Consider the following 12710-nt stretch of genomic DNA (forward strand, 5'->3'; position numbering starts at 1 on the left):
ATGCCTGTGCTCGGCGCGCGCATCCTTGACTGGTTCGGGTTCGGGCCGCGCGATCACGCCGCGCATGGTCATGGCCATCACGATCATGTGAGCGGGTCGCATAGCCACGGGGTCATCGATGCGACCATTGCCACGACCGACCGCGGCATATGGGCGATAAAATGGTCGTTCGTCATCCTGGCAATCACCGCGGCGATGCAGATGGTCGTGGTCGCGCTGTCGGGCAGCGTGGCGCTGCTGGCCGACACGGTCCACAACATCGGTGACGCCACCACCGCCATTCCGCTGTGGATCGCCTTCCTGCTGGCCCGGCGCAAGCCGTCGCCGACCTTCACCTACGGCCTGGGCCGGGTCGAGGACCTGGCCGGGATGATCATCGTCGGGATCATCCTGTTCAGCGCCATCGTCGCCGGTTACCAGTCCATCGACCGTTTGATCAATCCACGCGTGGTGACGCATCTGGGCTGGCTGGCGGCGGCGGGCATTGTCGGCTTTCTCGGCAATGAGGCCGTCGCGGTGTTCCGCATCCGCGTCGGCCGCGAAATCAACAGCGCCGCACTGATTGCCGACGGCTACCACGCCCGCACCGACGGCCTGACCAGCCTTGCCGTGGTCCTCGGAGCGTTCGGCGTCTGGCTCGGTTTTGCGCTGGCCGACCCGATCGTCGGCCTGCTCATCACGCTTGCGATCTTCGGCATCGTCTGGCAGTCGGCGCGCTCGGTGCTGACCCGCATGCTCGACGGTATAGATCCTGACGTCATCGGCGACATCGACCATGCCGCCGCGCATGTGCCGGCAGCGCGCATTGTCGATGCCAGGGCGCGGTGGATCGGTCACAGGCTGCACGCCGACATTGCCATCGCCGTCGAAGAAAGCCTGCCGGTCAGCGAAGCGCAAAAGATCACCGCAGCGCTGGAACACGAGTTGTTCGAGCACATGCCGGCGCTTGCGGCGGCGAATATAAGATTGGCGAACGCGGATGCCGATCACCGCCATGGACATGGCCACGGCGAGCACGACGGCCAGTAACGGTCGCTCCGACCGGCTCGCTTCTGTTATCCTCAGCTGATGTTCCAAATTCTTGTTGAGTTGCAACGAACGATCTATCTGGCGGTCGGCGAGCAGATCAAACTGCTCTCGGCGGGAGGCGACTGGCTGGCGTTCATGGGTTTCCTGCCGATGGGCGTCGTCTTCGGGGCTGCGCAACGGCCTCTCAATGCCGCTTCCGGGGATGAGGCAGAGTAGTATTGAGAAAGCCACGCGGCGGAAATACTGCGCGCAGGTTTGAGGATTCCGCAGCCACGGCGCATCAGGTGAACGGCACCCAAGGCGCGACGTGACGCCTCCAAGCTCTGTGCCGTTCGCCGGTATCCTGCGGACGACGCAAGCACTTGTCCAACCGTTGCAGAACTCCAGTTCGCCATTGGCGGGATCTGCTGCGCGAAAGGTGTTGAGACCGCCGCGTCTTAGTCCATTATCCCCGGGTCCATTATCTCTGGCTCGCGCAACGCGTGACCCGAGCGCCAAGCGTGGCCGGAAACCGGATTGGGAAGATGCCTCAGGCGCCACTTATCGCAACCCTTGTCGCCGGCCTCGGACTCGCCTTCATCCTCGGCACGTTGGCGAACCGACTTCGCCTGTCGCCGCTGGTCGGCTACCTCGTGGCTGGGGTCTTGATTGGCCCGTTCACGCCCGGCTTCGTTGCCGACCAGGCGCTGGCGCGCCAACTCGCCGAGGTCGGCGTGATCCTGCTGATGTTTGGCATAGGGCTGCATTTTTCGCTGAACGATCTGCTGTCGGTAAGAAAGATCGCGCTTCCCGGCGCTGTCGGTCAAATGGCTCTGGTGACCATGCTCGGGCTCCTCGTGACGCAGGCGATCGGCTGGCCGATCGGAGCCGGAGTGGTGTTTGGGCTGGCCCTGTCGGTTGCAAGCACAGTCGTGGTCCTACGGGCGCTGCAGGAAATGCGGCAGCTCGAAACCGATGGCGGACGCATCGCAGTCGGCTGGCTGGTCGTAGAGGACCTCGCCATGATCCTCGCGCTCGTGCTGTTGCCGGCCTTCGCAGGCGTGCTCGGTGGCAATTTCAACGGGGCAAACCTTGACGGCAATGACCTGTTCAAATTGTTTGAGCCGCAGACCATCTGGAGCGCGCTCGGGCTGACGCTGGGCAAATTGGCGGCTTTCTTCGCGATCATGGTTGTCGTCGGGCGACGTGTCATTCCGCCGATCCTTCACTACGTTGCTCACACCGGTTCGCGAGAGCTTTTCCGTTTGGCCGTGCTGGCGATCGCCCTTGGTGTCGCCTTCGGGGCAGCCGAGCTGTTCGGCGTCTCGTTTGCTCTTGGCGCGTTTTTCGCAGGGATGATCCTTGCCGAATCCCAGTTGAGCCAAAGGGCCGCTCAGGAAACGCTGCCGCTGCGCGACGCATTTGCCGTGCTTTTCTTCGTCTCCGTCGGCATGCTGTTCAACCCGATGATCCTGGTCGAGCAGCCACTGCTCGTCGGCGTGACATTTTTGATCATCGTCATCGGCAATGCCACGGCCGCATCGGCCATCGCATTGATGTTCGGCTATCCGTCCCACGTGGCCCTGACACTCGGCCTGAGCCTGGCGCAAATCGGCGAGTTCTCCTTCATCCTGGCGGGACTGGGTGTCGACCTCGCGCTTCTTCCAGAGGCGGGACGTGACCTGGTGCTTGCCGGAGCCATCCTTTCGATCCTCGTCAACCCGCTGCTGTTTGCGGCGTTGGATCGGCTGACGCCGTGGCTGAAAGCACGAGAGCGAACCATTGCCACGCAAGAAGGCAAAGCCGAACCGCCCGAACTCGCAGCTACCAGCCTGACAGACCACGCGGTGCTTGTCGGCCATGGACGGGTCGGAAGCCTGGTCGCGGAGACGTTGCAAAAGGCAAGGCAGCCGTACCTGGTGATCGAGGAACGGCAAGTGATAGTAGAACAGCTGCGCGCCCGCGGCGTTGATGTCATTGCGGGAAATGCCGCCCAGCCGGGCCTGCTTGAGGCGGCCAACGTTGCCTCAGCCCGGTGGTTGATCAGCGCCATTCCCAATCCGTTCGAGAGCGGCAATCTCATCGAGCAAGCCCATGCCATCAATCCAAAGCTCGAGATCATCGCCCGTGCGCATTCCGATGCCGAAGTGGAATACCTGAAGAAGTTCGGCGCCGACCTGATCATCATGGGTGAGCGGGAGATCGCGCGCGGCATCTCGGATCACATTCTGAGCCGGATCGATGCCCCAGCCGCCCCGGTCGCCGACCAGAGCCAAAACGCGCGCCAGGTCGACCCAAAGCCGATGGCCGGGTGATGGCGGCAGGCGCGCGAACAGCATCTCCAGCTTCTTCCGCTGATAGCGTGAGGTCTGGCAGGCGTCGGTCTTTGAAGCAACGCCGGGTTCCGGCACCTGCAATCACGGCCGGCCGACCTATATCCAACTGAAGCTTGCCGATATCGAGCGGCTGTGTCGACGGGCGGTAGCGCCGAAAACGTCGTTTGCAACGCAATAGTTTGTTTGTTCGCATCACTTTCAGGGAGATAGGAGCCATGATTTCCGGCGCACACATGATCATCTACAGCACGGATGCCGAGGCAGACCGCGCATTTTTTCGCAATGTTCTACGGTTTCCAGCAGTCGATGCTGGCGAAGGCTGGTTGATCTTCGCATTGCCGCCGGCCGAGATTGCCGTTCACCCGGCCGCCGAAGTCGACAGCCACGAAGTCTATCTCATGTGCGAAGACATCAATGCTGCGATCCAAGAGCTGAAATCGCACGATGTTGAATGCACTTCGGTCACCGATGAAGGCTGGGGCCTGCTCACGCATGTCTCGCTTCCCAGTGGCGGCTCGCTTGGCCTTTACCAGCCGAGGCATGCTTTGGCGCACAAAGCCGGGGCTGCTTAAGTGCCCGCTCTCCGGTTGCACCCGCTCATTGGCTGCCGATCACCATGCGGTTGCCCTCGCTGTCGCGAAATTCCGCCACCGTGCGGCCAGGCTGCCAGGGCGCCTCCTGCGGTTCGGTGATGATCTCGACGCCGCCCGCCTTCAACGCCGTGATCGTGGCCTCGACATCGTCGTCGACCAGCACCAGCATCGGCTCCGCGCCTGGCGTGTCGTCGGCGCGTCTCACGAAATGCAGGTTCGTCACGGCGCCGGGAAATTTCAGCTCGATCCAGCGCCAGCCGCTGTCGCCCATCTTCTCGTCGGCCGCGACCTTGCAGGCGAAATGCCTGGTGTAGAACGCCTTGGCGCGGTCCTGGTCGAATACCGGCAGTTCGGCAAACTGGATGTGCATGGTCGTCGCTCCTGCTCCTCGATGGCTGCTGCCTAGCCGTCCGCAGGTGGAAGTCGATCCGGGCGGCCGAAAAAATTATAGCGTGCGAGAATCTTTTCGGGAACGCGAAACGTCTTCTGCTCAGACCAACCATTCAGGAGACGAACCATGGGCTACAAACTCATTCGCTACAGCGTGAAAGACACCGGGCTGGAAGAGAACCGCGCGCTGGTGGCAAAAGTGTTCGAGACGCTGGATGAAACGGCGCCGCAGAGCGTGCGCTATCTCGTGCTCGAACTCGACGACGGCGAGTTCGTCCATGTCGTCGGCGAAGGAAATGACACATCCGCGCTGACCGGGCTTGCGGCCTTCGAGGCGTTCACGCAAAACCATGCGGAACGGCGCTCGACGCCGGTCAAGCGGTCGCCTGCCAAAATTATCGGCAACTACCGTGTGCTTGAGGAGAGCAAGGCCGGATAGAATGGACGCCATGATCCAATCGAAATTCGATCGGCCTGCGCTGGAGTCGATGCTCTCCGGGTTGCGCCCAAAACTGCACCGCTACTGCGCCCGCATGGCCGGCTCGGTGATCGACGGCGAAGACATCGTGCAGGAGACGCTGATCAAGGCGCTGCAGGCGGTCGACGGCAGCATGACGGTCGACCGGCCTGAGCAATGGCTGTTTCGCATCGCCCATAATGCCGCGCAGGACCATCTGCGCCGGCGCCATCGGGAAAGGTCGCGCATGACCGAGACCGACATGACCACGATCGAGGATCCTTCCGGCAGCGCCGACTCAAGGCTCGCCGCGGCGGCCGGCCTGCGCAGCTTCATGCAGCTTTCGGTGGCGCAGCGCGGCGCCGTGATCCTGGTCGACGTGCTCGGCCTGTCGCTGCATGAGACCTGCGAGGTGACCGGCGCGACGCTGGCCGCCACCAAGGCGGCGCTGCATCGCGGGCGGGCGCAGTTGCGCCTGCTGGCAGCCGAGCCCGAACAGGCTGCCGCGCCACGGCTCGACGCCGATGACGAGCGACGGCTGCGCCGCTATGTCGATCTGTTCAACGCGCGCGACTTCGACGCGGTCAGGGCGCTGATCGCCGAGGATGTCCAGCTCGAATTGGTCAGCCGGCTCCGCATGCGCGGCAAGGCTGAAGTGTCGACCTATTTCGGCAATTACGAGCGCATCAGCGACTGGGCGCTGTCGCTGAGTTTTGTCGACGGCCGGCCGGCGATCCTGATCCGCAACCCGCAGGAGGCGGACGGCGCGGTGCGCGGCTTCATGCTGGTCGAATGGCGGGACGAGCGGGTCGTCCAGATCCGCGATTTTCGTTATGCGCCCTGGTGCCTGATCGATGCCGAGATCAGCACGATGGAGGGGTAGGGGGAGGGTCGGCCTCCGGCCGCCCGCTATCCGCGCCGGCCGTCGCGCCAGCCAGCCGGCGAGACGCCCGCGAGTTTCTTGAAGCTCCTGCTGAAGGCCGCTTCGGACTCGTAGCCGACATCACGCCCGACTGCCGAGACTTTGGCCAGCCCATCAGTGAGCAGTCGTGCGGCCAGTTGCACGCGCCATCGCGTGAGATACTGCATCGGCGGGCAGCCGACGAGACGCGTGAAGCGGGCCGCGAGGACGGACCGCGAGACGCCGGTTTCGCGTGCGAGTTCTTCAATTGTCCAGCCACGCGCCGGATTCTCGTGGACAAGCGCAACAGCCCGGCCGACGGCGGGGTCGCGCAAGCCGGCCAGCCAGCCGGTCTGCTCCGGCGGCAGTGCCTCAAGATAGCGGCGAACGACCTCAACGAACATCAGCTCGCTGAGGCGCAGGCGGATGCATTCAGCGCCTGGCCGTTGAACGGACACCTCTGCCAGCGTTAGCTCGATCAGCCGGTCGAGCAGATCGCTCGGTGCGCCGGCCGCGCGCCGGATGCGTATCAGCGGAGGCAGGGCCCCGAGCAGAGGATTGAACGGCCGTGCATCGCAGCCAAGGAAACCGCAGACATATCTGGTCAGGAGGAGGCCGTCGCCACCTTCGTTGATCACGAAGGGCAGTTGTCCGGCCGCCATGGCGCGAAAGAAATCGAGCGAATCTTCCGGGCTCAAACCTGATCGCACTCCGGGCGCACTGCACATCGCGTACGAATCCTCATGCGGGATCACAAGTATGTCGCCTTCGGCAAACTCTATCGGCGGATCGTCACCGATGCTGACCGAGCCCGATCCTTGGGTGATGATGTGGTAGGAAATCACATGTTGGGCGCGCGGCAGGATAAGATGGGCAAATGAACCCGCCCGCGGCACTTCCACGCTCCAGGGCGAAGAGGCATCGACCCAGAAGAAAAGCGCGCCGGTGAGCTTTACCACGCGCAGCACATCCGAAAGCACATCCTTGTCCGGCGCGGCCGAAGGTGCGGCATCGGCAACGACCTCTTCCGGTGGCCGCCCAGGCGATCGCGCCAGAACGGACGCTGCAGCAAGCGATTGAGACGCTGGGTCATGGAGCGTGCCCATGGCCAAGTCTACTATGCGCCGAACAGTATATCCACCGCGCATCCCGTGGAGTCCATGCGATCAACGGAGGTTGGCTATGTCTACCTATTGCTTCTTCGACGTGCGTGAAATCACCGACCAGGCCAAGGTCGAGCAGTATCTGGCAGGGGTCTTTGCAACGGTTGAACAGTATGGAGGGCGCTATCTGGTGCTGGGCGGGAAATCCGACCTTGTCGAAGGAGACTGGCAGCCGGTCTATCCGGTCATCGTCGAATTTTCCGACGGCGAGCATGCCCGGCGCTGGTATTCATCGCCCGAATACGAGCCGCTGAAGGCGCTACGCGTCGCCGGAACCCGATCCAACGCAGTGTTCCTTGAAGGTGCAACGCCGGGATCGGAGCAAGCGGCGGCCCAGACCCGCCGGGGCAAGACATCGAAAACTCCGGCTGAAATCTACGACTCACTGTTCGTTCCAGCGCTGTTCCGACAATGGGGGCCTATCGTCGCCGCCGAGGCTCGAATAGGGAGGGGCGACTGCGTGATCGACATTGCCTGCGGTACGGGTGTGCTGGCGCTCGCGGCCCTCGACCGCGTTGGCGCGGAGGGCAAGGTGGTCGGGCTTGATCCCAATCACGATATGCTTTGCGTTGCCCGCCGCAAAAGCACTCGCATCGATTGGCGAGAAGGGCGCGCCGAGCAGATCCCTTTCCCGGATGAAAGCTTCGACGCCGCGGTCAGCCAGTTCGGCCTGATGTTCTTCGACGATCGAGCAGCCGGACTGCGGGAAATGATGCGCGTGCTTAAGTCCGGCGGCCGGCTCGCCGTCGCGGTCTGTGGACCGCTCGACCAGTCGCCCGGCTATGCCGCAGTGGCGGATATGCTTGAACGGCTGTTTGGAGCCGACGTTGCGAACGCGTTCCGCGCGCCGTTCGTACTCGGCGATGCGGAGTTACTGCGCTCGCTCTGCGCGAAGGCAGGCATAGAGCGTGCCGAGGTGAAGCGGCACCGCGGAACGGTCCGTTTTGCCTCGATCGAGTCGCTGATCTCGACTGAAAGAGCCTGCATCTGGACGTTGGGCGGGCTTTTGGACAACGAGCAGTTCAAGCGGCTCCTGGAGGAGGCCGAGCGGGCACTTATGCCTTACGTGACAGCAGCCGGCGCCGTCGCTTTCGACATGCCGGCGCTCGTCATCACGGCATCCAAGGACTGACGCTGGCGACCAGTCTGCGATCAGGCGCTGCCTGCTTCACCTTCCCGCGTGCAGCAAAGTCTATCAAACGACACGCACGCGGCGCGTCACCTGGCCATTGCTTTCCCAGTATGTGTGTTTCTTGGCAATCAAGGGATCGTCCATTGCCGGTTGAACCTGTCCCGTGGTGCTGACCGCGCGCGAGGTCACCGTGTGTTCTCCAGGCGACGGATTTGGCCAATCCAGGGACCAGATCTTCCAGGCGTGCTCGGCCTCCTCGCTGCGGTCGATGGTCGCCGGTGCCCATGGCGCTTGATCGATTTGCACTTCGACCCGATCGATCGGTGCCCCCCAGGCTGCCCCAATGATGCGGTAGTCCGAGTCCTTGCGGGTGACCTTCGCGGGCGCGGACTTGATCAGCGCTCGCCCGACTGAGTCCTCGGTCCACACGGTCTCGCCATTGCGCTCTTCCTCCCGGATGGTGACATAGTCACGCGCCATCAGAAGGCTCATGAAGCGGGTGTCACGCACCTCGATGCGCTCCAGCCACTTGACGTTGGCGATGCCGTACCAGCCCGGAGCAATCAGCCGCAGCGGAAAACCATTCGCCGCCGGCAAGGCGGCTCCGTTCATTTCATAGCAGAGCAAATTGTCTGGGTTGGTCGCTTCGGCAAGCGACATGCTGCGCGCGAAGTTCTGCTGCATCTTGACGTCGCGTATGGCGACCTCGCCTGTGTCAGTGCCGAAAAAGACCACCTCGATGCCATTTTCCAGGACGCCGGCTTCCTCGAGGATCGGGGCGAGCGGCGTCCCTGCCCAGCGGGCATTGCCGATGCCGCCGGTGAAAAACGGAAAACCGTGGTTGCCCGAGCATTCCACTGTGAAAACGACCTCCTGGCGCGGCCGCGCCTTGATGTCGGCGAGAGTCAGTTTCAAGGGCTTCTTGACCAGGCCGCCGATCTCCATCGACCATGTCTTCTCGTCGATCGTTGGTCGATTGAAATGCGAGATGCTGAAGAACTTGTCGTTCGGCGTTATCCAGCTATCCAGATCCTCCCAGACAAGCTGCTTCTGGATGCCGACCGGATCGGGATTTTCGGTCGGCTGGTCCAGCCACCGAACAACCTCCTCGCTCGGCCGTGTTGGAAAAGCGTAAGCCCGACGCGAGGTATAGAGAGCAGCAATTGCGGCGAGGGCAGCACTTCCCTGAACAAGAAGTTCTCTGCGTTGAAGATCAGGCATGTTGTTTCCTCCCAGTTGATCCGGAAACAGGCTGCAGGTGCCTTAGGCCGCAGCCTGAACACGGATAGGCGCAATGAACGTTTGCCCCACCCGGAGATTATCCGGACAGGTCAACAATCAGCGGCGCATCTCAAACATGTGAAGCCTTGGACGAAACTCTCGCTTGGGTTCGCCCTTTTGAGGGTGCGCCTTTGAGAGGGAAGAGTCCAGGTGTATGATGATGGTCTAATATTTCGAGATCAGGGAGGACAGTATGACGTCTTGGGAAATCAAGGGACGCGAACTTGTCAATTGCACCTGCGAATATGGCTGCAACTGTCAATTCAATGCGCTGCCCGACAAGGGCCATTGCCATGCCGTGGCCGGCATCCAGATCGATGAAGGTCATCATGGCGAGACCGTTCTCGACGGCCTGCGCATCGCCGCGATCTTCAAATGGCCCAGGGCGATCCACGAGGGCAACGGCGAAGCCATCGCTTTCGTCGACGAGAAGGCAACCGAGCGGCAGCGTAACGCGCTGCTGCGCATCATGACCGGCCAGGACACCGACCCGTTCGCGACGATGTTCGCCGTCTACGCCTCGACCGTGACAAAAATGAACGAGCCGGTCTTCACCAGGATCGATCTCGACCTCGATGTCGACGGCCGCAGGGGCCGCATCTTCGTCAAGGACTACATCGAAACGGTCGGCGAACCGATCCGCAACAAGGTGACGGGCGCGGACTCGCGCGCCCAGATCGTGTTGCCGAACGGCTTCGAATATGCGGTCGCCGAGATCGGCAGCGCTTCGAGCACAACCAGCGGGCCGGTTCAGGTGACCACCAAGGACAGTTACGGCCAGTTCGCGCGGCTGCATCTCAACAATCACGGGGTGGTGCGGGCCTGACGCGGCGCATGAACGGCGGGTCGCCACTGGAACGGCTGCTCAGACGCGACCGCGTCATCACGATTGCGGGCGTGGTGGCGCTGTGCCTGCTGGCCTGGCTTTACATCGCCGCCGGCGCAGGGATCGGCATGAATGCGTGGGAGATGTCGAGGCTCGCGTTATTCCCCCACCTGCAAACTCCGAACATGACATCCGATATGACCTCTGACATGCCCGGCATGGACATGTCTGGCATGGATATGTCCGGCATGGACATGAGTGCGATGAACATGTCTGGCACGGATAGGGGCGCGATGGACATTGCGGGGGAACCGCGGGTCTGGGGGGGCGCGAACTGGGCGCTGATGATCGCCATGTGGTGGGTCATGATGATCGCCATGATGTCGCCGAGTGCGGCGCCGACCATCCTGCTCTATGCGCGCGTGCATCGCCATGCGCTGGCACAGGGTCAGATCCAGGACAAGCTCGCGCCGACCGGCGTGTTCATGGCAGGCTACCTCCTGGTCTGGCTGGGGTTCTCCGTCGCCGCAACCGCATTGCATTGGCTGCTCGAACGCGAAGCCTTCGTTTCCGCGACGATGATGAGTTCGCAGAGCCGCTGGCTTTCAGCCATCGTCCTGATCGGCGCGGGGATCTATCAGCTCTCGCCCTTCAAGAACGCCTGCCTGTCGCATTGCCGGGCACCGACGGCGTTCCTTGCCCGCCACTGGAGTCCCCACGCCCTTGGCGCGCTGCGTCTGGGCGCATTGCACGGAGCGTTTTGTGTCGGATGCTGCTGGATGCTGATGGCGCTGTTGTTCGTGGGTGGCATCATGAACCTGGTGTGGATTGCCGCGCTCGTCATTCTGGTGCTGGTTGAAAAGGCGTTTCCTGCCGGCCAGTGGGTTGGCCGGGCAGCTGGCATCGCCCTGATCGCCTGGGGCAGCGCAACGCTTTTGGTCTGACGACCAGGGCCGCCTCCGTTGGCATTCAAAGGCGTCGAGGAACTTTGAATCCTCGCTTCCGTTTACCGAATATCGTGGATGGGAGGTTCAGCCGATGAATGTCAGCCAGGAAAGGACTGTATCGCTCTGGGCGGCGTCCGAAGTCGCGCCCGATGCGGTGCCGCTCGGGCAAAGCGAACAGGTCGATGTCGTGGTCGTCGGGTCTGGGATTGCCGGACTGTCGGTCGCCTACGAACTGGCCGCCGCCGGCCAGAAGGTGACTGTCCTCGATCGCGGCCGGATCGGAAGCGGCATGACGGCTCGCACCACTGCGCACCTGTCATCTGTCTGCGACGACTATTTTTCGGAGCTGACCAAATTGCGCGGCGAGGATCTGGCGCGGATTTTCTACGAAAGCCAATCGGCCGCTATCGACCGTATTCAATCCATCCAGGAGGCGGAGCGTATCGCGTGCGATTTCCGGCGCCTCGACGGCTTTCTCTTCCCGGCTTCCAGCAGCCAGGAATCCGATATCACGCGCGAACTGGACACCGCTCTGAAAATCGGTGTCGAGGTCGAGAAGACCAGGGGCGTGCCGTTTGCAGGCTTTTCGGATGCGCAGGCCCTTCGATACGCCAATCAGGCGACCTTTCACCCGCTCAAATATCTCCGCGGGCTGGCCGCAGGCATCCGCGCGCGCGGCGGTGTGCTCTATGCCGATACCATCGTCGAAAAGGTCGAGGAGACTGATGGCGGCGTGCGTGTAACCACGGTTTCGGGCTTAAGCGTGTCTGCCAGATCGGCGGTTGTCGCCACCAACTCGCCGATCAACGATCGGGTCGCGCTTCACACCAAGCAAGCGCCCTATCGAACCTACGCGATGTCGTTCGAGATCGCGCGCGATACCATACCGGATGCGCTGTATTGGGATACTGAAGACCCTTATCACTACGTTCGGCTTCAGCCTGGCGACGGTCGGACCGACTTCCTGATCGTCGGAGGTGAAGACCACAAGACAGGACAGGCCGATGATGCCGGTGACCGTTTCGCGGCCCTGACGGCCTGGACCAAAAGGCTGGTGCCCGATGTCGGCGTGGAAATCAACCGGTGGTCCGGGCAGGTGATGGAGACCGTCGATTATGCGGGGTTCATCGGCCGCAATCCTGGCGACAGCCGCGTCTTTGTGGCGACCGGGGATTCCGGCCAGGGCATTACCCATGGCGTTGTCGCCGGCCTGTTGATTTCAGACCTGATTCTGAAGGAGGAAAGTCCCTGGCGCGAACTCTACGAGCCGTCGCGCAAGACGGCAGGCGCGATCGGCGATTACCTGTCGGAGAATGCGACGGCGATCAAGAGTTTTGCCGAATATATCGCGCCTGGCGAGATCGATTCCGTCGATAAGCTGCGACCGGGAGAAGGTGCCATCGTCCGCGAAGGGCTCAGCAAGATCGCCGCATTTCGCGATGACGACGGCACGCTCTACAAGCGCTCGGCCGCATGCACGCATATCGGCTGCCACGTCCACTGGAACTCGCTCGAGCGCTGCTGGGACTGCCCCTGCCACGGTTCGCATTTTGCAATCGATGGCACGGCTTTGAACGGACCGGCGGTGGCGCCGCTGGGAGGGCAGTAGGGCAGTAGGGCAGTAGGGCAGTAGGGCAGTAGGGCAGTAGGGCAGTAGGGCAGTAGGGCAGTAGGGC

At 62.6% G+C, this 12710-nt stretch carries 13 protein-coding genes; 10 read left to right on the forward strand and 3 right to left on the reverse strand.

The window, feature by feature from the left end; translation table 11 throughout:
* The 4 genes from AC0L2B_RS01005 (at position 1) to AC0L2B_RS01020 (ending at position 3916) form a co-directional block, all read left to right on the forward strand.
* Complete coding sequence (locus AC0L2B_RS01005) at positions 1-1029, forward strand: cation diffusion facilitator family transporter (RefSeq protein ID WP_473743755.1); 1029 nt, start codon at positions 1-3, stop codon at positions 1027-1029.
* Positions 1030-1068: 39 nt separating this feature from the next.
* Positions 1069-1245, forward strand: coding sequence for a hypothetical protein (locus AC0L2B_RS01010; protein WP_473521414.1), 177 nt, complete (start codon positions 1069-1071; stop codon positions 1243-1245).
* Between the two features lie 308 nt (positions 1246-1553).
* Complete coding sequence (locus AC0L2B_RS01015; protein WP_473743756.1) at positions 1554-3323, forward strand: cation:proton antiporter domain-containing protein; 1770 nt, start codon at positions 1554-1556, stop codon at positions 3321-3323.
* A 185-nt stretch (positions 3324-3508) separates the two neighbouring features.
* Positions 3509-3916 carry a VOC family protein gene (locus AC0L2B_RS01020; RefSeq protein ID WP_473743758.1) on the forward strand — a complete coding sequence of 136 codons (408 nt, stop codon included), beginning with the start codon at positions 3509-3511 and terminating at the stop codon, positions 3914-3916.
* A 25-nt stretch (positions 3917-3941) separates the two neighbouring features.
* On the opposite strand, the gene AC0L2B_RS01025 is transcribed toward AC0L2B_RS01020, so the two are convergent.
* The gene (locus AC0L2B_RS01025; protein ID WP_473743760.1) at positions 3942-4307 is read right to left on the reverse strand and encodes a VOC family protein; all 366 of its coding nucleotides are present in this window, start codon (positions 4305-4307) and stop codon (positions 3942-3944) included.
* A 147-nt stretch (positions 4308-4454) separates the two neighbouring features.
* Here AC0L2B_RS01025 and AC0L2B_RS01030 point away from each other — a divergent pair, with 147 nt between their 5' ends.
* A complete protein-coding gene (locus AC0L2B_RS01030; RefSeq protein WP_023799082.1) occupies positions 4455-4766 on the forward strand; it encodes a hypothetical protein in 312 nt (103 codons plus the stop codon).
* 1 nt (position 4767) lies between these two features.
* Positions 4768-5667: a sigma-70 family RNA polymerase sigma factor gene (locus AC0L2B_RS01035; protein ID WP_473743761.1), complete on the forward strand. Its 900-nt coding sequence runs from the start codon at positions 4768-4770 to the stop codon at positions 5665-5667.
* 26 nt (positions 5668-5693) lie between these two features.
* On the opposite strand, the gene AC0L2B_RS01040 is transcribed toward AC0L2B_RS01035, so the two are convergent.
* On the reverse strand, positions 5694-6791 hold the full coding sequence (locus AC0L2B_RS01040; RefSeq protein ID WP_473743763.1) for an AraC family transcriptional regulator: 1098 nt from the start codon (positions 6789-6791) through the stop codon (positions 5694-5696).
* Positions 6792-6867: 76 nt separating this feature from the next.
* Between AC0L2B_RS01040 and AC0L2B_RS01045 the strand changes: the two genes are divergently transcribed.
* On the forward strand, positions 6868-7980 hold the full coding sequence (locus tag AC0L2B_RS01045; protein ID WP_473743764.1) for a DUF1330 domain-containing protein: 1113 nt from the start codon (positions 6868-6870) through the stop codon (positions 7978-7980).
* Positions 7981-8043: 63 nt separating this feature from the next.
* On the opposite strand, the gene AC0L2B_RS01050 is transcribed toward AC0L2B_RS01045, so the two are convergent.
* Positions 8044-9201, reverse strand: coding sequence for a sulfite oxidase (locus tag AC0L2B_RS01050; RefSeq protein WP_473517190.1), 1158 nt, complete (start codon positions 9199-9201; stop codon positions 8044-8046).
* 253 nt (positions 9202-9454) lie between these two features.
* On the opposite strand from AC0L2B_RS01050, the gene AC0L2B_RS01055 reads away from it, so the two are divergent.
* The 3 genes from AC0L2B_RS01055 to AC0L2B_RS01065 all read left to right on the forward strand — a co-directional run bounded on the left by AC0L2B_RS01055 (position 9455) and on the right by AC0L2B_RS01065 (position 12643).
* The gene (locus AC0L2B_RS01055) at positions 9455-10087 is read left to right on the forward strand and encodes a DUF1326 domain-containing protein (RefSeq protein ID WP_473743766.1); all 633 of its coding nucleotides are present in this window, start codon (positions 9455-9457) and stop codon (positions 10085-10087) included.
* An 8-nt stretch (positions 10088-10095) separates the two neighbouring features.
* The gene (locus tag AC0L2B_RS01060; protein WP_473743768.1) at positions 10096-11031 is read left to right on the forward strand and encodes a DUF2182 domain-containing protein; all 936 of its coding nucleotides are present in this window, start codon (positions 10096-10098) and stop codon (positions 11029-11031) included.
* A 94-nt stretch (positions 11032-11125) separates the two neighbouring features.
* Complete coding sequence (locus tag AC0L2B_RS01065) at positions 11126-12643, forward strand: FAD-dependent oxidoreductase (protein ID WP_473743769.1); 1518 nt, start codon at positions 11126-11128, stop codon at positions 12641-12643.
* Positions 12644-12710 lie beyond the last annotated feature (67 nt).

The organism is Mesorhizobium sp. WSM4815, from assembly GCF_055811575.1.